This is a genomic window from Frankia sp. CcI49 (assembly GCF_001983215.1).
Classification (GTDB): Bacteria; Actinomycetota; Actinomycetes; order Frankiales; family Frankiaceae; genus Parafrankia; species Parafrankia irregularis.
The window spans coordinates 149,948-171,209 of sequence record NZ_MOWP01000029.1; the positions used below are offsets into that span (position 1 = coordinate 149,948).

Here is a 21,262-nt window from a genome sequence, read left to right on the forward strand (position 1 = left end):
CCATGCGCCGTGAGATGGAAAGGGCTCAATATGGAATTTTTTGGAAGTCCGCCGGGCAGCGTTCTCGCGATTCTTTTCGGGATTGCGGTGCTCGTCACGACGTCCAGGGCGTTCCGGCTTTACTTCGAGATGCGGCGGCTGCGCCGCCGGGGTTTTGTAGCCGAGGCGCTGGTCGTCGGGGTCGATGTCGAGCGGGATACCGATTCCGTCGCCTGCACCCCGTGGGTGAGCTTCGTGACCGGCGCTGGTGAGCGGCGGGTGGTGAAGGCCTGCAGTTCGGTGGGCCGGGAGCTTGCCGTCGGCAGCCTCGTGACGGTGGTCTACCGGCCCGGCGACCCTTCGCACGCGGCGGTCCCGGACCGGCGCGACCTGCTGCTCGTCGCGGCCACGTCGCCGCTTGCCGTCGGGCTGGGGCTGGTTCTGATCGGCACGGGTCTCATGGGTCTGGGAGATGCCGTCGGGCTGCCGGTCCCCGAGCTGTCCTTCCTCGACCCGCCCGACGACCTCGACGCACCGCCGATTCTCACCGTCCTGCCCGCGTCGTACTGACACTGCTGGCACAGCTGCCGGCAGGCGATGACTCCCGCTAGATCTCAAGCTCGTCGGCCAGCAGGCCCCGGTGATGCACCGGGTCGCCGAACAGCAGCTCCGAGGTCTTCGCCCGCTTGAAGTACAGGTGCGCCGGATGCTCCCAGGTGAAGCCGATGCCGCCGTGGATCTGAATGTTCTCCGCGGCGGCCGAGAAGTACGCCTCGCCGACGTAGGCCTTCGCCATCGCTGCGGCGCGGGCCAGCAACCGGGCGTCACCGGACGCGGCGACCTGCGCCGCGTGGTACGCGGCCGACCGGGAGCCTTCGACCGCGACCAGCATGTCGGCGCAGCTGTGTTTCACGGCCTGGAAGCTTCCGATCGGCCGGCCGAACTGGACGCGCTCGCGGGCGTGCCGCACGGCCTGCGCCAGGACGGCCCTGGCACCGCCGGCGCTTTCGTTCGCCAACGCCACGCAGGCGAGCCGCAGCACTCGGGTCAGCAGTGGCCCGGCGTCCCCTTCGGCTCCGATCAGCCGGGCCGGCGTCCCGCTGAACGTCAGATCGGCCTGTTTGCGGGTCAGGTCCATCACCGGCAGCGGTGACCGGACCAGCCCCGGCGCGTCACCGCTGACCGCGAAGAGCGACAGGCCCCCGTCGGCCCAGGCGGTGACCAGGAGGAGATCGGCCACTGCGCCGTCGAGAACGAAATGCCTGGTCCCACGCAGTGTGTAGCCACCGTCGCCGGAACCGGAACGGGTGGCGACGATCAGCGGCTCGCCGTGCCCCGCCGCCCCCTCGGCTCCCGCGGTCCCTGCGACCCCGGTGGTTCCGCCGCCTTCCGTCGTTGCCGGTGCCGGTGCCGGTGCCGGTGATGGTGATGGTGTGGTGTCCAGGCGCCCGGTCGGGCCGGCGAAGGCGAGTGTGCCGATGGACGAGCCGTCGACGAGCCCGGGGAGCAGCTCCGCGCGGGCGGCCGGGTCAGCCGCGTCCAGCAGGGCGCCGGTCGCGAGCACCGCGGAGGCGAGGAACGGCGCGCACAGCAGGAACGCGCCCATCTCCTCCAGAACGATCCCGAGCTCGACGAATCCGGAGCCGGAGCCGCCGTACTCCTCGGGCACGTGCAGTCCCTGCAGCCCGAGCTGCTCGGCCATCTGGCGCCAGACCGCCGGGTCGTAGCCGTCGGAGGTCTCCATCAGGCGACGGACCTCGGACTCGGGCGAGGTGCGTTCGAGGAAGGACCGCACGGTGCGGCGCAGTTCCTCCTGCTCGTCGGAGAACACGAGGCCCACGGTGCTCCTCCACAGGTCTGATGAGTTCGTCGGGTCGGGTCGGGTTCGGGGTTCGGTCGGGGCTCGGTGTCGGGCGCGGGTCGGCAGGGGTCGCCGAGGCGGCCGCGGCAGGCCGAGGGCGTCACGGTCAGCGGGGGTGCCCGTGAGGGCTGAGGTCAGCGGGGGACGTCGCGCCAGGGCACGCCCTTGTCGACACGGACATCGCCAGGCAGGCCCAGCACCCGCTCACCCAGGATGTTGCGCAGGATCTGAGACGTTCCGCCCTCGATGGTGTTCGCTCGGGAGCGCAGGAACATCTGGGCGGCGTCACGCGGGCCGTCGCCGCCGAGCGGCAGGTCCGGGCGTGCCATCCGGTACTCCGGGATGAGCGCGCCCGCGTTGCCCAGCAGGTCGAGCAGGTAGGCCGCCGCGCGCTTGCTGTGCTCGGTGCCGGTCAGCTTCAGCACCGATCCTTCGGGCCCGGGGCGCCCGCGGGCGCCGCCCGCCGCGGCCCGGGCGGCGGTCAGCGCGTTGACGTTTGCCTCGATCCACAGACGCACCGCTTCGTCCCTGCGCACCGCGTTGCCGTCGCCCCGGTCGGTCGCCTCACGGTAGGCGGCCAGCAGGGCCGCCCCTGGCCCGGAGTCGCCGCGGCCGAGGGCGCCACCGAGCGAGACACGCTCGTTCATGAGGGTGGTGGTCGCGACCCGCCATCCGTCACCGACCGCGCCGAGCCGATCCGCGTCCCGAACCTGGACCTCGGTGAAGAAGACCTCGTTGAACTCGGCCTCGCCGGTCATCTGCCGCAGCGGACGCACCTCGACGCCGGGCGCGGCCATGTCGACCACGAACGCGGTGAGCCCGGCGTGCTTCGGCACGCTCGGGTCGGTCCGCGCGAGGAGCAGGCCGCGGCGAGCGAGGTGGGCGAAGGACGTCCAGACCTTCTGCCCGTCGATGATCCAGTCGCCGCCGGCGCCGTCGCGTCGGGCCCGGGTGGCGAGGCCGGCGACGTCGGACCCGGCGGATGGCTCGCTGAACAGCTGGCTCCACACCTCTTCGCCGGTGAACAGCGGGCGTAGGTAGGCGGTGCGCTGCTGCGCCGTCCCGTGGGAGAGCAGGGTGGGCCCGGTCATCCCGATGCCGATGGGGTTGTATCGAAACGGGGCCGGGGCGCCGGCAGCGGCCAGCCGTGCCTCGACGAGCGGCTGTAGCGCCGGATCGGCGTCGCGGCCACCGTCGTCGCGGCCGACCCAGACCCAGGCGAGGCCGGCGTCGAACCGGGCGCCCAGGAACGTGCGCGGGTCCGTGGCCGCCGGTGGATGTGTGGCCAGGAGATCATCGACGATGCTGGTCAGGCCCTGCGCTGTCATGGTCTGGGACACCGCGCGCTCCTCTCCGCCAGCCCGGAACCTAACCGGTCCGCCGCAGAGCGGCAATCGGTGCCAACCGGGCCGTGGCCTCGGCGTTGCCCGCCGTCACCTGCCGTGCGGCCGAAGGGACACCCGGGAAACACGAAGAGGAACTCGTGACGCTGTGAGGCTGATCGCCAGCTGAGCCGGCGCCCGGCGGCGGAAAGCTCCCGCCGCCGGGATGGCACTGATCCTCAGCCAGCCGGCGCTGTCACGAAATGATCGACATTTCATCACTCTGAGTGCTGGCGTTTGGTCGCGCAATGCCCCTCCGGGAGACCTGAACGACCCGGGTCCCCGGATGGGCGACGCCGCGCGCGGCGGAGGTGGGGAGCAACGGATGAGCGGGCCTGGCGGGAGGCGGCGGCCATCGGCCCGGGTGCGCCTGGTGCGGACCGGGTCGACCGCGGTGGCCGGTGTCCTCACGGTCGGTGCGCTGGCCGGCTGTGCCAGCGGGAGCCCGTCTTCCGCGTCCGTGTCCGTGCCCGGGCGCGACACGTCCGCGGTGCCGCACAGCAGGCCTCTTCCCGCCGCGGCGGTGCCGAGTCACGACCCGAAGAAGGGCGCTCGCACGGATGTCGTCGCAGGCAGCTGTGACCGCGACAACGGCGCCTGGCTTTTCGGTGGCCTGGTGAGGAACCAGGGCAGGCAGCCGCGTGCCTACCGGATCGTCGTTGATTTCGTGACCGACGACCACAGCACGGTTGTCGACACGAAGGTCGTCGAGGTGCCGGACGTGCAGGTGGGCGCATCCGCCGACTGGTCGGTCGCCGGTGCCCCGGATGGGGACGACCTGCGGTGCTTCATCCGCAATGTCCAGTTCGACTGAGCCTGATCCGACGCCGGTCGGGGTCGGGTTGACCATGGCACCCGACCCCGACCCCGACCCCGACCGCTGTCCGTCGTCAGCTGGCGAGGCTTGCGGTGTTCTGGCGGGCGGCCGCGGGCAGCTCCTCGTCGGGAGCGGACGGCCAGTTCCGCGGTGAGGGGCCCAGCGCGCGGAGCTGCTCGACCTGAAGCCGCGCCCAGGGCGAGATCGCGAGTGCGCCGCTCATGACGTCCTCGACGAAGTTCGACCAGGGGAACCAGAATGCCTCAGCCACTTCTTCGGGGTTGATCTGGAAAGGTCCGGAAGTGCGGGTGAAGAACACCGGGCAGATTTCGTTCTCAACCGTTCCGTCGTCCATCACGCAGCGGTAGCGGAACTTCGGCAGCGCCAGGTCGATGCGCCCCACCCGCAGGCCGAGTTCCTGCACAAGCCGGCGTGTGATGGCCTCGCGGAAATCCTCGCCGGGGGCGGGGTGCCCACAACAGGTGTTGGTGAGGACGCCCGGCCAGGTGGTCTTCTCCAGCGCTCGCCGCGTGACGAGAAGACGGTCGAGGTCGTCGAACACGTAGGAGGAGAACGCGAGGTGCAGTGGAGTCTGCGGCCCGTGGACGGTGGCTTTTGGGGTGGTACCGATGATGTCGCCGGACGGGCTGAGCAGGATGACGAGTTCCGGCGCCTTTACTGCCGCCCCGCCCGACCTGTGTGAGTCACGTGGACGAGAAATCATGTCCTGGGAACCAGGATGATTCGCGGTAGCCATGGGGGCATGTTATCCAGGTCATGCTGTGAGGGCGCGTGATTTTCCGCACCGACGTCGGGTGAGGGTTCGCGCCAATTATGGTTCCGGTGGCGGTCCGGCTGCCGTGCGCCAGCGTTTCGCCGCCGGTGCGGCGGCCTCATTCCGCGGGGCTCGTGCCGACCTGTCCCGAATCGCCTTCCGCTGTGGTGCCCGGGTTGTTGCCGACCGAGACATCGAGCTTGCGCTGGTGACCGTACCTGCACTCACGGCGACTCGTCGGCCTTCCGGAGCTGTGTTCCGGCGGCGGCGTGGCACCCGGCTACCGCCGAGACGCGCCGGCGCGCGCCGGCGCGTCTCGGCGGCCTGTCCTTCCCCTCCGTGGCCCTGGTGCCAGCTGGGAAGGGGGGTGTCGGGTGGAAGACAGTCGGTCGCCGGCACGGTTTCGTGGCTCGCGCCGGCGCCTCGACCCCACCTCGGTCCCGCGGAGTAGGTGAACTCGGTGTGTGCTGGTGATTAGCGTGATGTTTCAGCGGATTTTCGTTGGGGGCGCCGAATGTTCACCAGACGGTGGCTGGTGGCGTGATTGCGGGGTGACTATCGTCCCTCGGGCGGCCCGGAGTTCGTGAACAATCGCTGCCCAAAATCCAGGAGGATCGATGGTCGACCGGCGGTCATTCATACGTTCCGCATTTGTCGGTGCGGGCGTTATGGCCTTCTCCGGAACTGCTTTGGAGGTCGCCATGGCGGCCCCCGCGCAGCCCGGAACGAGCCCTTACGGGGCTCTGCTCGCGGCGGATGCCAATGGTGTTCTGCTGCCGTCCGGATTCACCAGCAGAATTGTCGCGAGGTCCGGCCAGACGGTGAGCGGGACGAGCTACACCTGGCACAACGCTCCGGACGGCGGGGCCTGCTACGCGAATGGCACCGGCTGGATGTACGTGTCGAACTCGGAGGTCGGCAGCAGCTCCGGCGGCGCCTCGGTACTGCGCTTCAACTCGTCCGGGACCGTCACCTCGGCCCAGCGCATCCTTTCCGGCACGAGCAGCAACTGCGCCGGTGGCGCCACCCCGTGGGGCACCTGGCTGTCCTGCGAGGAGACCTCCACCGGGCGGGTGTGGGAGACCTACCCGGCGACCGGCGCCACCGCTGTCGCCCGGCCGGCCATGGGCCGCTTCACCCACGAGGCCGCGGCCTGCGACCCCGTCCGCCAGGTGATCTACCTGACGGAGGACAACACGAGCGGCTGCTTCTACCGGTTCCGCCCGACGACCTGGGGCAACCTGTCGAGCGGAACCCTGGAGGTGCTGTGCGCCTCGGCGTCGGCCACCTCGGGCACCGCGACCTGGCAGACCGTCCCCGACCCGGACGGCTCGCCGACCGCGACCCGCAACCAGGTCTCCGCCGCTAAGCACTTCAACGGCGGCGAGGGCGTCCACTACGCGAACAACACCGTGTGGTGGACCACCAAGGGTGACAACCGGGTATGGAAGCTGAACTGCGCCACCAACGCGTTCGAGCTGACCTACGACGACTCGCTGGTGACCGGCGGCACCGCGCCGCTGACCGGCGTGGACAACATCACCGGTTCCAGCTACGGCGACCTGTACGTCGCCGAGGACGGCGGCAACCTGGAGATCTGCATCATCACGCCGACCGAGGTCGTCGCGCCGATCCTGCGCCTGTCCGGCCACGGCTCGTCGGAGATCACCGGGCCGGCGTTCTCCCCGGACGGCACCCGGCTCTACTTCTCCTCCCAGCGCGGCACCACCGGCTCCTCCTCCGGTGGCATCACCTTCGAGGTGACCGGGCCGTTCCGGACCTGAGCCCGTGATCTGACCCCGTGATCTGACCCCGTGATCTGACGACGGTGCCGTGCCACGCCGGCCGCGCGGCACCGTCGTCCCCCGGTGTTCTCCGATCTGGCCGGGACGGATCAGCTGTCCCGGCGATGCCACCTTTCGTGGCCTGATGTGTCGAAAACGTGACAAATTCATCTGCGGAAGGTGACCGGAACTATCCTCTCGGTGCCCGTATTGCACATAGAGGGGTTCCAACGGTGCGACGCCACACCTTCCTGCTGGTCCTGCTCCCGGTTCTCGCCTCCGGCCTCGTCGCGTGCGGCTCCGACGAACCGCGGCTGACACCCGACGCCTACCAGGGTGTTCTGACGGATCTGGACAAGTCGCTCGATCCCGCCTTCGACGGCGTCGGGGCGGCGCTGACCCCCGAGGACCTGTCGAAGGCGCTCACCGCCACCGCCACGAGCCTGACCAGCCAGGCCGACAAGCTCGCGCAGGTGCGCCCGCCGGAGACCGTCGACGCCGCACACGGGAAGCTGCGCACGGCGCTCGACGAGCTGGCCGGAGACCTCACCTCGCTGTCCCAGGACGCGCAGGACAAGAAGCTGTGCACGGGTGGTTCCGGGCTGCCGAGGGCGGCCAGCGCCGACGGCGCCAACCAGGTGCGCCAGGCGGCGCAGGAGCTGACCACCGCCGACTCGGGCCGTGCCTTCACGGTCGGCGCGTTCCTTCCCGTCGGCACGCCGGACCAGACCCGTCGTCCCGCGAACGGCAGCCTGCCCGGCGGGCGCGGTGGCGGCGGCGGGGAGCTGACCGTCAACGCGTCGTCGGACGCGGACGCGGTGGTGAAGCTGACCCAGGGCACCGAGGTCATCCGCAACGTGTTTGTCCAGGCCGGCGGTTCGGCGACCGCCGACGAGATCCCCGACGGGACCTACGAGGTCTTCTACACGGTCGGGACCGACTGGGACGACGTGAACGCCCGCTTCACCCGCGACTGCGACTTCAGCAAGTTCGACGAGACGCTCTCATATGACCGGTACACGAGTTACGAGCTGACTCTGTACGGCGTCATCAGCGGCAACGCGTCGACGAGCTCCGTCGACCCCGGCGCGTTCCCCGGCAGCTGACCCACGACCGCGACCACGCCCGCCGGCAATCCGCGGTCCCGCTCCTCCGGCGGTCCGGACGTCTACGACGGCGAGCTGGGGTGGGCGGGGCCGCTGGGGCAACGCCCGCGCCCACCCGGGCGGTCATTCGGATGCGGCGATCTCGTTCATGATCCACTCACCGAGTTCCTGGGTCATCGTGGTGTGCCCTTCGTTGCGGCTGGCGCACGTGAAGGCGTCAAGCGCGCTGCTGTCCGCGGTGATCGGACGGTAGAGCGCGCCCGAGTCGGCGATGTCGCCGGCCGCGACGGCGCTGATGCTGGGGATGAAGCAGGACGTACTGATGACGTCCGGATCGACGGTGTTGCCGAGGAGCGCCATGAGCGCGGCCACCAGGCCGAAGCTGCCGGCGTCTCCCGCGGCGGACGGCAAGGTGAACAGGCCGCCCGGGGCGCCGTCGATGTCGGGGAGTCCGCTGGTGCGCACCGGCGTGGGCCTGCCGTCGACCGTCTGCAGGTTGGCGACGATCTGATCGCCGCTGTCCTGGGCCTTCAGCCAGGTGTCACGCAGGGTCTGGCCGTCACCCCGCACGGCTGTCGCGCCGGCCTTGATGCCGTTCCCGACGCCGGTGCTCACTCCGTTCGCGACACCGATCCTGCGGACGTTGCGCGGCCATCCTCCGAGCTCGTCGAGCTCCTTGAGGAACGCCAACCGCTCCGGCGCCTGCCCGGGGGCGTCGCCGACCTTCGCGATGTGCCAGCGTGCCATCTGCCGCGCGGCGGGGCTGTTGAGCAGGCCGGAGAGCTGGCGGAGGATGGGCCCCAGCTGGGGGTTGTCCCCCCAGTTGTCCGCGGCGAAATGTGTGAAGGCCTGGAGGGAGACCGGGAGCCATCCGCCGTGGTGGGGGGAGTCGTAGGAGAGGTGGACGGCGGTCTCGTGATCGGGGAGCCCGGGGTCCTGCTCCATCTTGGCCAGGGCGTATCGGGTGACCAGCCCGCCCATGCTGAAGCCCCCCACGGTCAGCCTGGCTTGGCCCACGCGCTCGGCGATGGCCCGGCGGATGGAGTCGATGGCAGTGTCGGCGTTGGCTGTGATCGATGCCGTCCGGTCCTCGTAGCCGAGGATGATCACGTCGCGCCCGATCGCATGCAGTTCGCTGACGAAGCGGAAGTCGCCGTTTTCCTCCAGACCGTTCCAGAGCTGGTCAAGGTTGCTGGCCCCGCCCGAGAAGCCGTCGGACAGGATCACGGGTCTGATCAGCTGCCTACGGTTCAGCGGGCTGTAGTACACCCAGGCAGTTCCGCCGGAAAGGGGCCATTCATCGTGCGGCTCCGGTGCCGGGGGGAACGAGGAACGGGCCTGCGGGGCGAGCTGGCCCCAGACGTCGACGACAGAAGTGGACATACTGCACCGGTTCCTTACCTGTCTCGTGGATGCGGCGAATGACCGGCCCGGCTCTTGCGGTGTCGCGAACCCGTGACCATCGGTAGCCTAGTGGCGCAGTGTGTCCATTTGAACTCTCTCCGTAGAGAGTCGAGTGGCGATCGCCAGCAGCCCCGTCAAACGCCGACAGCCCGACAGGCAACGCCGGGTGACCCCGTCCGGGGGTCACCCGGCCGGGCAGCTCAGGCCAGGGACGGATCCGGTATCGCATCCGCCGATGCCGATGCCGATGCCGATGCCGATGCCGGGTCCGTCGGGTCGCCCAGGTACGCCTCCCGGACCGTGGCGTCGGCCTGGATCTCCGCCGGGGTGCCCTCGGCGAGGACCCGTCCCTGATGCAGCACGACTATCCGGTCGCAGGCCGACATCACCAGCGCCATGTCGTGGTCGACGACCAGCACGGTGAGCCCGCAGTCGTGGGCGAGGTCGCGCAGGTGGGCGGCCAGCTGGCTGATCTCGGTGATGGACAGGCCGGCCCCCGGTTCGTCGAGGAGCACCACCGCGGGATTGCTGGCCAGCGCACGCACGATGCCGACGAGGCGACGTTTCGCCATCGGGAGCTCGGTGGGCAGTCGCGGCAGGTCCTCGGTCAGCCCGAAGCGCTCCAGCGCGGCCCGGGCCGGTGCGGTCAGCCGCCCGTCAGTACCGCCCGCGTTCTCGGCCGCGACGCGCAGGTTCTGCGCGACGGTCAGGTCCTCGAACAGCTCGCCGGCCTGGAAGACCCGGCCCAGGCCGCCGCGGGCCCGCGCGTCGGCGCCGTCCGCGTCGAGGGTCCGGTCGCCGAGCAGCACCTGGCCGCCGCTGGTGGCCGCGAAGCCGCCGATCGCGTCGAGCAGGGTCGTCTTGCCGGCGCCGTTCGGGCCGACCAGGCCGGTCACCGTACCGGGCAGGGCACGAAGGGAAACGTCGCTGACGGCCGCGACACCACCGAAGCGCACCGAGACGTCCGCGGTGACCAGTGCGGTACCGGCCCGCGCCGGCTGTTCACCCGACGGGATCGGTGCCGGGTCATGCTGGAAGCTGCGCCGCCAGGCCACGCCGTTCTCGTGCAGGAGCACCGTGACGACCAGCGCCGCACCGAAGATCGTCGCGTAGTTGTCCGTGACGAAGCCGATGTGCAGCTTGGCGATGACCAGGTAGACCAGGCCGCCGAAAGCGAGCACCCCACCGAGCAGACCGCCGCTGACCGCCGTGACGCCGGCGATGACGGCGAGGCTCACCAGGTTGATCGACTCCAGGAACGAGAACTGGGTGAACGTGACCGAGGAACTGCGGAAGCCGAGCAGCACGCCGGCGGCGCCGRCCATCGCCGAGGAGATCACGAAGGCGGACAGCTTGGCCCGCGCGACGCTGATCCCGACGGACGCGGCGGCGCGTTCGTTGGTCCGCACGACGAGCAGCCGGCGCCCGAGCCCTGAACGCCGGACGGCGACCACCACGCCGGCCGCGACCACCAGCCAGAACAGCGCGACGAGCCCGTACCGGTCGGGATGGCGCGCCGCGTCCACGTCGAGGCCGAAGAGCGTCGGGGGGTGTGGCTGCGAACCGGCGATGCCGCCGGTGTAGTGGGTGCTGTCGAAGAGCACTCCGGAGACCGCGACGGCCAGGCCCATGGTGAGGATGGCGAGGTTGATGCCCCGGACCCGCAGCGCGGGAAGGCCGACGACGAGGCCGGCGACGGCTCCCACCACGGCACCGGCGACCGGGGCGAGCACGAACGGCAGATGGATGTCCAGATCGAGGCGGACCGCGGCGTAGGCGCCGAGGCCGGCCACGGTCATCTGCGCCAGGCTGATCTGGTTGGCGTAGCCGATCAGGACGACCAGCGACAGCACCAGGATTCCGAAGACCACGGAGAGGATCGCCGCGTCCTGCCACTGGGCGCTGCCGAACAGCAGCACGGCGACCGCCCCGGCAAGCGCGATCACCGCCGGGACGGGCCGGAACAGCCCGGCAGCGACCGGAGCCGCGGGCACCGCGGGCAGCCGGTTGCTCGCGCCGTCCCGGCGCAGCACGAGGATCGCCATGACGGCGACGAACGGCACCGTCTGCGGCCAGCCCAGCTGGAACTGGCTCGGCACATGCTCCGCCACCAGGTGCGTCACCACGCTCTCGCCCACGCCGAGCGCGGCACCGCCGGCCAGTGCCAGCCCGAAGCTGTCGAATCGCCCGAGCAGGGCCGCGGCCAGCGCGAACGCCATCACCTGGAGCATCGCGGTGTCGAACTGCCCCACGATGGGCGCGACGAGGATGCCGCTCGCCGCGGCCAGCGCCGAGCCGAGCGCCCAGTTGAGGCTGCCCAACAGGTGCGGTGACGCGCCGAGTGCCTGGGCGGCGGACTCGTGTTCCGCCATCGCCCTGGTCATGAGCGGCAGCCGGGCGCTCGCCGACCAGGCCGCCAGCCCCAGGACGACCACCACGGCGATCAGGAAGATGATGATCCGTTCGTACGGGATCTTCTGGTCGAACACGTCCACCCCGCCGGAGGGGAAGGCGCTGTCGGGCACCCGCGGGGCGTTCTCGAACACGGTGTGCGCCAGGCCGATCAGCAGCCCGAGCAGACCGAGGGTCGCCACCATGCGGGACAGCTGCGTCCGGTGCCGGACGAATCGTATGACGAGCAGGTAGACCCCGGCGCCGAACACCGCCGCCGCCAGCAGGGTCAGCACCGCCGCAGGAATGCTTGGTACGTCGTGACTGTCGCGCATCCAGTAGAAGAGAAGCGCGCCCCACAGCGCGATGCCGCCGTGCGCGAAGTTGATTGTTCGCGACCCACGGTGTATCGCGACGATTCCGACCGCGCTGACCGCGTAGACGCCGCCGACGCCGAGGCCTAATAACGCGAACTGCAGGATGGTCCGCGGATCCATGACACCCCCAGAGCTCAGGAACGAGTGGTGGCCGGCCGGCCGCGCGCATTCGGCCGGCCGGCCACCACGAAGGCCATTGCGGACCCCTGTTTGGCAGCGTAAGGTCGTGAGCATTCACTCGCAAGACCCCGTGGGATGCGGCGGTGGGCGGACGTCGACGGCCCGGCAGGCCCTTTCCGCGGGCTATTTGGTGTCGGCGCTGCCACTTACTCTCAGAGTGCGGAGGATGACGGATGGGTGATGGTGGCCCGGGTGGCGGCCGCAGCGGCGGCCGCGGTGGCGTGTCGACGATTCCCGAGAAGTCCCAGGCGGATTCGGCGCAGTCCGGACTTTCGGCCGCGATCGAGGCGCGCGGGCTGTCGGCCGGCTACGGGCGGGTGCCGGTTCTACGCGACATCGACATCGAGGTGCGCCCCGGCGAGGTGGTGGCGCTGCTCGGCCCGAACGGCGCGGGCAAGACCACCCTGCTGCGCACGCTGGCCGGGTACAGCAGGCCGACGAGCGGGGAGATCCGCCTGTTCGGGGAGCCGTGCAACCGGGTTCCCGTCTATCGGCGTGCCCGCCGGGGCGTGTCCTTCATGGGCGAGGAGCGCCATGTCTTCCCGGGGCTGACCGTCCGGCAGTCGCTGCGGCTCGTCCGGGGCGGCGCGGAGTCGATCGAGCTGTTCCCGGCGCTCGCGGACCGCTCCCGGCACCGCGCCGCGCTGCTGTCGGGTGGCGAGCAGCAGATGCTCGCCCTCGCGCTGGCGCTCGCCCGAGCTCCGCGGCTGCTGCTGATCGACGAGCTGTCGCTCGGCCTCGCTCCACTGGTACGTGAACGCCTACTTGACACCGTGCGGGAGACGGCCGACCGTGGCGTCGCGGTGGTCGTCGTCGAGCAGAACGCACGGTCAGTGCTGAGCCGAGCGGACCGGGCCTATGTGATGCGCCGCGGCGAGATTGTCGATGAAAGCCCCGCGAGCAGGTGGCTCACCGACCTCGACGGCCTGGCCGCCCTCTACCTCTCCTGAAGCACCTCACCCGAACCATCTCTGCTGAACCACCTCGCTCGTCCACAAGAATGGGGATAGGAATGCTCGGAAGAAGCGCGAGGACGCCCGTGGCCGCGTTCGCGGCGGCGCTGTCACTCGTGGCGGTGCTGGCCGGTTGCGGCGGCGGAGGAGACGACGAGGAGAAGGCCGACTTATCCGGCGGCCTCACCGGTCAGCCGATCAAGATCGCCGCCATCGGGGGCCTGAGCGGCGGGGTCAGCAGCAACCCCGAGTACGCCACGGGTGCCCGGGCAGCGGTGGCGGCGATCAACAAGAACGGCGGGATCGACGGCCGGCCCCTCGAGCTGAAGCTCTGCGACAACCACCAGAACGCGACCGACTCGGCGAACTGCTACCGCGAGATCCTCGCCGACAAGGACATCGTCGCGATCGCCGGCGGGTCCGACAACTACCACGACGCCACCAAGGCCCAGATCGAGGCCGCCCAGATGCCGATCATCGGGCAGTACCCGGTGTCGGGCTTCGACCTCACCAACTCGCTCGCCTTCAACGTCAACGGCGCGGTCGTCGTCGGCTTCCACGGCCTGGCACAGGACGTCGTGAAGAGCGGGGCCAAGCGCATCGGCCTGGTCACCCTGGACATCCCCACTGCCGACGTCATCCGCAAGACCGTCAACGACGTCTTCAGCAAAGCGGGTGTCGAGGTGGTCAACAACGTCCAGCTCGCTCCGTCCACGGCGGATCTGAGCGCACCGGCCCAGCAGGCCACCCAGAACTCCCCGGACGCGGTGGTGTGGCTGACCTTCGCCGCGCAGACGAGCGTGGCCGTCAAGGCGCTGCGCGCCACCGGGTACGAGGGAACGGTCGCGTTCGCGGGCAGCGCCTTCGACCAGGATCAGCTCAAGACCATGGGCGCCGACGGCCCGGCCACGATCGGCCTGGTTCTCCCGCCGGCCTGGGACACCTCCACCCCGTATGGAAAGCAGTTCAACGAGGACATCAAGGCCTATGAGCCCGACGGGAAGGTGGACGAGCTCAGCCTCAACAGCTGGCTCGGCGTGAAGATCTTCGCGCAGGTGGCGTCCTCGGTCCAGACCGTGGACAGAGCGTCCATCCTGGCCGGGATCAAGAAGCTGAACAAGGTCGAGACCGGTGGGCTGACCGCACCCGTCGACTTCACCGCCAAGAGCACGCTGCCCTACGCCGCGATCTACAACCCGGCCTACACCACCGCCCACGTGAAGGACGGCAAGATCACCTGGGACGGCAAGCTCCGCGAGTTCGGCACCGGCAAGGAGCTCACCCCGTCCTCCTGAGGTGACGCCGGCGCGAACCGCCGGGTCGGCGCTGGGAAAGCGGGTCGTACCCGCCTTCCGGGCGCCGACCGCGGCGGAGGGCCGGGGCTGCCGCTTGCACCACCGCGGCCGGACATCCGAGCACCCGATTGCCCGGTTTGGCGAGTCGCAAGAGTGAACGATTCAGGTCGTGCCGACAACCAGAACCCTTCTTTCTTGCGGGTCGCCAGGTGCATCGACGCCCCCTTTGTCCATTTCAAGGTGAAAGGGCAGTGCTGCGCGGCGGTGCGGGATTCTCGATGGGGCAGATCTTGCCCGGCAGCGGCGCCCGTCGGGGTCATCGGAGATCATCACCAGATCCCGGCCGCAATCTGTGACAGGACTCAGTGCTGGGCGAACTGGCCGGTGGCCTGCTGGGTCGTACCCGGCGACAGGTTGACGGTGTGGACGAGCCGCTCACCGAAGACATCGGTGATCCGTACCGTGAACGGTCCCGGCCCGAGCCCGTTCGGCGCGATGAAGTAGTTCCACATCTCGCGCCGCAGCGGCGTCCACACCCCGTTGACCCGCACCTCCAGCGAGGCGACCAGGTTGCGGTGCTGACGGACCTGGAGGGCGAGCCAGTAGGCCGACGAACCCTCCTTCACCTTGTACTGCACGGCTCCGAGGCCCGACGGGCTGTCCAGGCGCCAGGTGACGTCCACCAGCCCCGGCACGCCGCCGGCGATGCGGGCGAACGCCTGCTCGCTCAGGTCGAGCTGCCCCGGGGCGCATTCGGGGCAGCGGTCGGTGACCTTGACGACCACGCTTCCCCCGGGGCCGGTGACCTGGATGTAGGCGCCGCAGGCGCGTGCGGTCTCGTAGTCGGCCTCGTTCATCGCCACCACCGGCATCGCCGGGTCGTTCAGCCGGTCGAACATGCAGTTGCCCCCGCCGTCCGCGCCGTAGTGCGTCGCGCGGCCCCGGTAGACGGTGCCCGGCTGGATCCGCCCGGAAGCCGGGGCGGCGAGCGGCTGCGCCGGTGGCGGGGCCGGCGGTTGCGCCGGTGCTGCCGCCGCCGGTGTCGAGGTGGCGATGGCGGTACCGGTACCGCTGCCGGGGGACGAGGGGGGCCGCCCGCCGGTCGAACCGGTCGCCGTGGAACCGGCCGGTGGCGCTGCCGGCTGCCCCGAACCGAGCGCCGGATCGGAGCCCGGCACCGCGCCCGTGGCCCCCGCCGAGTCGCCGGGCGTGGTCGTCGGCGCGTGCCCACCGAAGCCCGAAGACGGCACCTCGGCCGCGGTGCCGGTAGCAGGAGCAGCGGTGGCGGCGGCCAGGGGACGGCCGGAAGCGCCGTCGCCGAGGGGCCAGCACCCGGTGATCATGACGGCGACACCCGCCGTCGTCGCCGTGCCGATCACGGCCCGGCGAAGAAGCGCCGCGGCAGCACGGGAAGGAGAGGGGGAGGGGGACGAAAGCAGCATCAGGGAGGAACCTCCGTGACCGCGGTGTCGAGACGATTCGAGACGACTCGACGCGATGGGACCCCTCCCGAGATCGGAACAATAGCCTGCCGCATCCACCCCGTCGAGCACCATCGGTGCCCAGGCTGGCGCGTTGGGTGAGAATTTTGGTGCGGGTCGTGTTCAGCTGGCGGTGGGCCCCCGCTGCCGGGCGAGGACGTCCACGAGCTCGGCATTTCTACGGAAACCCGGTGCGTTCCGGACCCGCCGTCATCACCGCCGGCCGTGTCGCGGCGCCGCGCACCGCCGCCTCGGTGCGGGCCGGGCGGCTGTGGCCGGGCCAGCGGTGTGGCGCCACATCTCGCCGTCTCCCGGATCATCCTGTGTCCTGAGTGTCCGCGGGACTGTGCCCGTGACCTCGGCTTCGAGCCTCAGACGGGTCTGCCGGGGCGGCCGGCGGCCCGATCAAGTCGGTGGCAGCTGATAGGACGGTTCCCGACAGTCACCGCGAAGGGGGCCAGATGACCATCAACGAGCATCTCACCGAGCTCGCCGGCAGGCCGGTGGTCGATTTTCGGCACGAGCACGAAGGCGAGTCGTCGGATCGGTACTTCGGGTCAGGCGACCCGGGCACGCGAGCCTCGACCGGTGACGTCGCCTGGCGGGTCAGAACCTGGTTCGAGGGCCCCGGCTTCGGCGACGTCTTCGGGAAGTTCCTGGCGGAGGTCCCGCCCGCGGAGGTGACCCATCTGGTCATCGGCTACTGGGGTGCGTCCTACGACACGAAGAACACCGTCGACCCGGTGGACCTGCTGGTGGGTGCGGCCGACCGGTTGCCCGCGCTGCGCGCGCTGTTCCTGGGCGACATCGTGCTGGAGGAGGCGGAGATCTCCTGGATCGAGCAGTCCGATGTCACCCGCCTGTTCGGCGCCTTTCCCGCGCTGGAGTACCTGGGGGTCCGCGGGAGCGACGGGCTGGCGCTGAGCCCCGTCCGCAGCGGCACGCTGAGGACGCTGCGCTTCGAGACGGGCGGGCTGCCCGCCTCGGTGGTGCGGGCCGTCGGCGGGAGTGACCTGCCCGCCCTGGAGCGCCTCGATCTGTGGCTGGGTACCGACAACTACGGCGGTGACGCGACCGTGGCCGACCTCGCCGGGATCCTGGGCGGCGAGCGGCTGCCCGCCCTGCGGCATCTGGGGCTGGAGAACGCCCAGATCGCGGACGAGGTCGCCGCGGCTGTCGCGGGCGCGCCGATCGTCGCGCGGCTGACGTCGCTCAGCCTGGCCCTGGGCACCCTCACCGACCGGGGAGCCGAGTCGTTGCTGTCCGGCCAGCCGCTCACCCATCTCGAGCGGCTCGACCTGCACCATCACTTCCTGACCGACGCCGCGATGAACCGTGTCGGCGCCGCGTTGCCCGGCGTCGAGATCGACCTCGGTCAGCAGGAGGAGGCGGAGGACGACTGGTTCTACACCGCGGTCTCCGAATGATGTTCACCGTGGTGGGGGCCCCGGGCGACCGGCGCACCGAACTGTTCACGGCCGCGTGCCGCTCGGCGGGCCTGGCCGCACCCCGGGTCGTCGGCTGGGCACAGGTGCTGCACGGCGGCGAGCCGCGGATCGTGCCCGGCTCGCTGCTGCGGATCGACTCACCGGGAGATGACCCCGAGGTGGACAGACTGCTGCGTGGGCCCGGTGATCCGACCCGGGTGGGCGGGGGCGCGCGGTGGTACGCGTCCTTCACCGCGGGGCTGGGGCGCGTCGCCGCCGCGGCCACGGCTTCGGGCGCCCGGCCGCTCGGCGACGTCGACGAGATCGCCGTGATGTGCGACAAGAGGCGCTGCCACGCCCGGCTGCGGTCGGCGGGCGTGCCCGTCCCCGAGGCACTGCCACCCGTCCAGGACTATGCCGACCTGCGGGCGCGGATGGCGCAGGCGGGCATGAGCCAGGTGTTCGTCAAACCGGCGCACGGCTCGTCCGCATCCGGCGTCGTGGCGCTGCGGGCCGCGCGCGGCGGGCGGGTCAGAGCCGTCACCTCCGCCGCGCGCATCGGCACCGGCCTCGTCAACGCGCTGCGGGTCCGGGCCTACGAGACCGAGCCTGAGGTGGCCCAGCTGATCGACGAGCTGGCGCCGGACGGGCTGCACGTGGAGCGGTGGCTGCCCAAGGCCGCGCTCGGCGGGCGTGTCCTCGACCTGCGGGTGGTGGTGATCGCCGGCGAGCCGACTCATGTGGTCGTGCGGACAAGCCGCTCCCCGATGACCAACCTGCACCTCGGCGGGGCGCGGGGATCGGTGAGCGCGGTGCGCGACGCCCTCGGCTCCACCGGTTGGGAGCGCGCGCTCGACGTGTGTGCGCGGGCCGCCGCGTGCTTTCCCGGCAGCCTCATGGTCGGTGTCGACCTGCTTGTGCAGATCGGCTGGCGGCGGGTCGCGGTCGGTGAGGTCAACGCGTTCGGCGATCTGCTGCCCGGCATCACCGGGCTGCCGGGCACCTGGGCCGAAGGCCTGGGCACCTACGCGGCTCAGGTACATGCGGCCCTGGCGGCACACGCGGTGGCGGCATGAGCAGCCGGGGGCGACGGCGGCATGCGTGACATGAAAGAGGCCGTCGGCACCCACGATCTGCTGCTGGTCACGCTCGACACCCTGCGCTACGACGTCGCGGCCGAACTCGCCGCCGCCGGGCGGACACCCACCCTCCGCGGCCTGCTGCCCGGCGGCCGCTGGGAACGCCGCCACACCCCGGGCAGCTTCACCTACGCGGCACACGCCGCCATGCTCGCCGGCTTCCTGCCGACCCCGGCGCGGCCCGGCCCACACCCGCGCCTGTTCGCCGCGCGGTTCCCCGGCAGCGAGACCACCGCACCCGGCACCTGGGTGTTCGACGCCCCGGCCCTCCCGGCCGGCCTGGCGAAGATCGGCTATCACACTGTCTGCGTGGGCGGTGTGGGCTTCTTCAACAAGCTCAGCCCGCTCGGCTCAGTGCTGCCGGGCCTGTTCACCGAAAGCCACTGGGAGCCCCGGTTCGGCGTGACCGACCCCGACTCGCTGGCCCACCAGATCGACCGGGTCGGCGAGGTGATGCGAAGCCTTCCTCCCGACCGGCGGCTGTTCCTGCTGCTCAACGTGGCCGCGCTGCACCAGCCCAACTGGTTCTACCTGGCCGGTGCCACCCGCGACCAGGGCGACTCGCGTGACTCCCACGCCGCGGCGCTGTGCCACGTCGACCGGCAGCTCGGCCGCCTGTTCGCGCTGATGCGCCGCCCCTGCTTCGTGATCGTCTGCTCGGACCACGGGACCGCGTATGGCGAGGACGGCCATCACGGCCACCGCCTCGGCCACGAGGTCGTCTGGACCGTCCCATACGGGGAGTTCGTGCTGGCATGATCGGTCCATACCAGCAGTACGTCTACGCGTACCCGCACAAGACGGCCTACCGCCCGCTGTCGCCCCGCCCCCCGCTGCGGGACGTGTGGGCCGCGCAGGACCGGTCCGCGCTGTTCCTCTACCTGCACGTCCCGCTGTGCGAGATGCGCTGTGGCTTCTGCAACCTGTTCACCCGCACGGGGGCGTCCGAGGAGTTCACGGGTGCCTACCTGGACGCGCTCGAACGCCAGGYCGCGGCGGTCACGGGCGCACTGGGCGACGCCGCGTTCGCCACCGTCGCCTTCGGTGGCGGCACACCCACCTACCTGGCCGCCCCCGAGCTGGAACGGCTCTGCGACATCAGCGCCCGCCTCGCACCGCTGGGCAGCGTCCCGTTCGGGGTGGAGACCTCGCCGGCCACCGCGACCGCCGACCGTCTCACCGTCCTGCGTGAACGTGGCACCACCCGCATCTCGATCGGCGTGCAGAGCTTCCTGGACGCCGAGGCCCGCGCGGCCGGGAGACCCCAGCGGCGGGCCGAGGTCGAGGCGGCCCTGGAACGCATCCGCCGAGCCGGCTTCCCCACGCTGAACATCGACCTCATCTACGGCATCGACGGCCAGACCGCGGCCACCTGGCTGCATTCCCTGGACGCGGCACTGGGCTGGCGCCCGGAGGAGCTCTACCTGTACCCGCTGTACATCCGTCCCCTGACCGGCCTGGCCCGGCGCGAGACCGACTGGGACGACCTGCGCATCCGGCTGTACCGCCTCGGCCGAGACCACCTGCTGGCCCACGGCTACGAGCAGGTCTCCATGCGGATGTTCCGCCGCCCGACCGACGAACAGCCCGCCCCGCACAGCGCGTCTGGGCTGGCGTACTGCTGCCAGACCGACGGTATGGTCGGCCTGGGCTGCGGAGCCCGCTCCTACACCTCGGATCTGCACTACTCGTTCGAATACGCGGTGGGCACCCGGCAGGTGCGTGCGATCCTGGACGACTACCTGCACGAGACGGACTTCACCACTGCCCGGGTCGGTTTCACCCTCACCGGCGACGAGCGCCGTCGGCGCCATCTGATCCAGTCGTTGCTGCAGGCCGAGGGCCTGGACCGCATCGCCTACCGGGAGCGTTTCCACACCGACGTGACCGCGGACTTCGACCTCACCGCCTTCGCCGACCGCGGCTGGTTGGAGCAGACCCCGACCAGCCTCCGACTGACCCCCGACGGCCTCGCCCACTCCGACGCCCTGGGCCCGGCGCTCTTCTCACCCCGGGTCAAGACCCTGATGGCCAGCTACACCCCACGCTGATGCAGCTGACCATCCTCTACCGCGGACCGCTCGCCAGCTGCGACTACGACTGCTCCTACTGCCCGTTCGCGAAGCGCCGCGACACCCCGGCGCAGCTGCGGGCGGACCGGGCGGCGCTGGAGCGTTTCACCGGCTGGGTCCGGGAGCAGAAGCACGGCGTCTCGGTGCTGTTCACACCGTGGGGCGAAGGCCTCACCCGCTCCTGGTATCGGCGGGCGCTGGTGGAGCTCAGCCACCTCCCGCACGTCGAGCGCGTCGCGATCCAGACCAACCTCAGCCACCGCGTCGACTGGGCGAGCGAAGCTGATCCGTCCCGGCTCGCGCTGTGGGCCACGTACCACCCGAGCCAGGTGCCCTACGAACGATTCCTCGGCCGCTGCGTCGACCTGGCCGCCCGCGGGGTGCGTTTCAGCGCCGGCATCGTGGGCCAGCCCGAGCACCTGGACGCCGCCCGCCGCCTGCGCGCCGATCTGCCCCGGCACGTGTACCTGTGGGTGAACGCGGCCAGCGGCCACACCTACACCGACAGCGAGGCCGCCGACTGGGCTCAGATCGACCCGCTGTTCGCCTACAGCCGCACCCCGCACCCCAGCCGTGGCCTGCCCTGTCGCACCGGCGAGACCGTCGTGTCCGTGGACGGCACCGGCACGGTCCGGCRCTGCCACTTCGTCCCGGCCGTGCTGGGGAATCTGTACGACGGCTCGTTCCGCCCGGCGCTGYGGCCCCGGCCGTGCCCTCTGGACGTCTGCGACTGCCACATCGGCTACGTCCATCTGGAGACGCTTGATCTGTACCGGACCTTCGCCGGCGGAGTCCTGGAACGCATCCCCGCCCTCTGGCCTCAGGGCGCGATGATGTAG

Annotated in this window: 17 protein-coding genes; 11 read left to right on the forward strand and 6 right to left on the reverse strand. The window is 70.9% G+C overall.

What is annotated here, in order from left to right; genetic code table 11:
- Positions 1 to 30 precede the first annotated feature (30 nt).
- Positions 31 to 549: a DUF3592 domain-containing protein gene (locus tag CcI49_RS26715; protein WP_131831188.1), complete on the forward strand. Its 519-nt coding sequence runs from the start codon at positions 31 to 33 to the stop codon at positions 547 to 549.
- Positions 550 to 586: 37 nt separating this feature from the next.
- Here the strand turns inward: CcI49_RS26715 and CcI49_RS26720 are convergent, their stop codons facing one another.
- Positions 587 to 1,819, reverse strand: a complete 1,233-nt coding sequence (locus CcI49_RS26720; RefSeq protein ID WP_076830445.1) for an acyl-CoA dehydrogenase family protein — start codon at positions 1,817 to 1,819, stop codon at positions 587 to 589.
- Positions 1,820 to 1,974: 155 nt separating this feature from the next.
- Complete coding sequence (locus CcI49_RS26725) at positions 1,975 to 3,180, reverse strand: acyl-CoA dehydrogenase family protein (protein WP_198955636.1); 1,206 nt, start codon at positions 3,178 to 3,180, stop codon at positions 1,975 to 1,977.
- A gap of 367 nt (positions 3,181 to 3,547) precedes the next feature.
- Here CcI49_RS26725 and CcI49_RS26730 point away from each other — a divergent pair, with 367 nt between their 5' ends.
- Entirely contained in the window at positions 3,548 to 4,036 is a 489-nt protein-coding gene (locus CcI49_RS26730; RefSeq protein WP_083749740.1) for a hypothetical protein, read from the forward strand.
- 76 nt (positions 4,037 to 4,112) lie between these two features.
- Here CcI49_RS26730 and idi read toward each other — a convergent pair whose 3' ends face one another.
- Complete coding sequence (gene idi, locus CcI49_RS26735; protein ID WP_054564507.1) at positions 4,113 to 4,763, reverse strand: isopentenyl-diphosphate Delta-isomerase; 651 nt, start codon at positions 4,761 to 4,763, stop codon at positions 4,113 to 4,115.
- A 668-nt stretch (positions 4,764 to 5,431) separates the two neighbouring features.
- On the opposite strand from idi, the gene CcI49_RS26740 reads away from it, so the two are divergent.
- Positions 5,432 to 6,598 (forward strand): alkaline phosphatase PhoX, encoded by a 1,167-nt coding sequence (locus CcI49_RS26740; RefSeq protein WP_054564506.1) that lies wholly within the window; start codon positions 5,432 to 5,434, stop codon positions 6,596 to 6,598.
- A gap of 233 nt (positions 6,599 to 6,831) precedes the next feature.
- Entirely contained in the window at positions 6,832 to 7,704 is an 873-nt protein-coding gene (locus CcI49_RS26745; protein ID WP_076830451.1) for a hypothetical protein, read from the forward strand.
- A gap of 123 nt (positions 7,705 to 7,827) precedes the next feature.
- Here the strand turns inward: CcI49_RS26745 and CcI49_RS26750 are convergent, their stop codons facing one another.
- Complete coding sequence (locus CcI49_RS26750; protein WP_076830454.1) at positions 7,828 to 9,087, reverse strand: hypothetical protein; 1,260 nt, start codon at positions 9,085 to 9,087, stop codon at positions 7,828 to 7,830.
- Positions 9,088 to 9,308: 221 nt separating this feature from the next.
- Positions 9,309 to 11,996: an ATP-binding cassette domain-containing protein gene (locus CcI49_RS26755; RefSeq protein WP_076830457.1), complete on the reverse strand. Its 2,688-nt coding sequence runs from the start codon at positions 11,994 to 11,996 to the stop codon at positions 9,309 to 9,311.
- Between the two features lie 233 nt (positions 11,997 to 12,229).
- Here CcI49_RS26755 and CcI49_RS26760 point away from each other — a divergent pair, with 233 nt between their 5' ends.
- Both CcI49_RS26760 and CcI49_RS26765 read left to right on the forward strand, forming a co-directional pair.
- The gene (locus CcI49_RS26760; protein WP_116437510.1) at positions 12,230 to 13,006 is read left to right on the forward strand and encodes an ATP-binding cassette domain-containing protein; all 777 of its coding nucleotides are present in this window, start codon (positions 12,230 to 12,232) and stop codon (positions 13,004 to 13,006) included.
- 89 nt (positions 13,007 to 13,095) lie between these two features.
- Complete coding sequence (locus CcI49_RS26765; RefSeq protein ID WP_241840251.1) at positions 13,096 to 14,304, forward strand: ABC transporter substrate-binding protein; 1,209 nt, start codon at positions 13,096 to 13,098, stop codon at positions 14,302 to 14,304.
- Positions 14,305 to 14,666: 362 nt separating this feature from the next.
- Here CcI49_RS26765 and CcI49_RS43595 read toward each other — a convergent pair whose 3' ends face one another.
- Positions 14,667 to 15,746, reverse strand: a complete 1,080-nt coding sequence (locus CcI49_RS43595; RefSeq protein WP_241840252.1) for an expansin EXLX1 family cellulose-binding protein — start codon at positions 15,744 to 15,746, stop codon at positions 14,667 to 14,669.
- 500 nt (positions 15,747 to 16,246) lie between these two features.
- Between CcI49_RS43595 and CcI49_RS26775 the strand changes: the two genes are divergently transcribed.
- The 5 genes from CcI49_RS26775 to CcI49_RS26795 are packed head-to-tail and all read left to right on the forward strand — an operon-like array spanning position 16,247 to position 21,262.
- Positions 16,247 to 17,212: an STM4015 family protein gene (locus tag CcI49_RS26775; protein ID WP_076830464.1), complete on the forward strand. Its 966-nt coding sequence runs from the start codon at positions 16,247 to 16,249 to the stop codon at positions 17,210 to 17,212.
- Positions 17,209 to 18,288, forward strand: a complete 1,080-nt coding sequence (locus CcI49_RS26780; RefSeq protein ID WP_076830467.1) for an STM4014 family protein — start codon at positions 17,209 to 17,211, stop codon at positions 18,286 to 18,288. The genes CcI49_RS26775 and CcI49_RS26780 overlap by 4 nt, the downstream gene beginning before the upstream one ends.
- Before the next feature lie 21 nt (positions 18,289 to 18,309).
- Positions 18,310 to 19,110 (forward strand): STM4013/SEN3800 family hydrolase, encoded by an 801-nt coding sequence (locus tag CcI49_RS26785; RefSeq protein WP_076830470.1) that lies wholly within the window; start codon positions 18,310 to 18,312, stop codon positions 19,108 to 19,110.
- Positions 19,107 to 20,402 carry an STM4012 family radical SAM protein gene (locus tag CcI49_RS26790; protein ID WP_076830473.1) on the forward strand — a complete coding sequence of 432 codons (1,296 nt, stop codon included), beginning with the start codon at positions 19,107 to 19,109 and terminating at the stop codon, positions 20,400 to 20,402. The genes CcI49_RS26785 and CcI49_RS26790 overlap by 4 nt, the downstream gene beginning before the upstream one ends.
- The gene (locus tag CcI49_RS26795; RefSeq protein ID WP_076830476.1) at positions 20,402 to 21,262 is read left to right on the forward strand and encodes an STM4011 family radical SAM protein; all 861 of its coding nucleotides are present in this window, start codon (positions 20,402 to 20,404) and stop codon (positions 21,260 to 21,262) included. Before CcI49_RS26790 ends, CcI49_RS26795 begins: the two co-directional genes overlap by 1 nt.

Bases quoted from the DNA above. Each gene is read 5' to 3' on its own strand.
- CcI49_RS26715 (WP_131831188.1), top strand. From the start codon at position 31: ATGGAATTTTTTGGAAGTCCGCCGGGCAGCGTTCTCGCGATTCTTTTC.
- CcI49_RS26730 (WP_083749740.1), top strand. From the start codon at position 3,548: ATGAGCGGGCCTGGCGGGAGGCGGCGGCCATCGGCCCGGGTGCGCCTG.
- idi (WP_054564507.1), bottom strand. From the start codon at position 4,763: ATGATTTCTCGTCCACGTGACTCACACAGGTCGGGCGGGGCGGCAGTA.
- CcI49_RS26740 (WP_054564506.1), top strand. From the start codon at position 5,432: ATGGTCGACCGGCGGTCATTCATACGTTCCGCATTTGTCGGTGCGGGC.
- CcI49_RS26750 (WP_076830454.1), bottom strand. From the start codon at position 9,087: ATGTCCACTTCTGTCGTCGACGTCTGGGGCCAGCTCGCCCCGCAGGCC.
- CcI49_RS26760 (WP_116437510.1), top strand. From the start codon at position 12,230: ATGGGTGATGGTGGCCCGGGTGGCGGCCGCAGCGGCGGCCGCGGTGGC.
- CcI49_RS43595 (WP_241840252.1), bottom strand. From the start codon at position 15,746: ATGCTGCTTTCGTCCCCCTCCCCCTCTCCTTCCCGTGCTGCCGCGGCG.
- CcI49_RS26775 (WP_076830464.1), top strand. From the start codon at position 16,247: ATGACCATCAACGAGCATCTCACCGAGCTCGCCGGCAGGCCGGTGGTC.
- CcI49_RS26780 (WP_076830467.1), top strand. From the start codon at position 17,209: ATGATGTTCACCGTGGTGGGGGCCCCGGGCGACCGGCGCACCGAACTG.
- CcI49_RS26785 (WP_076830470.1), top strand. From the start codon at position 18,310: ATGCGTGACATGAAAGAGGCCGTCGGCACCCACGATCTGCTGCTGGTC.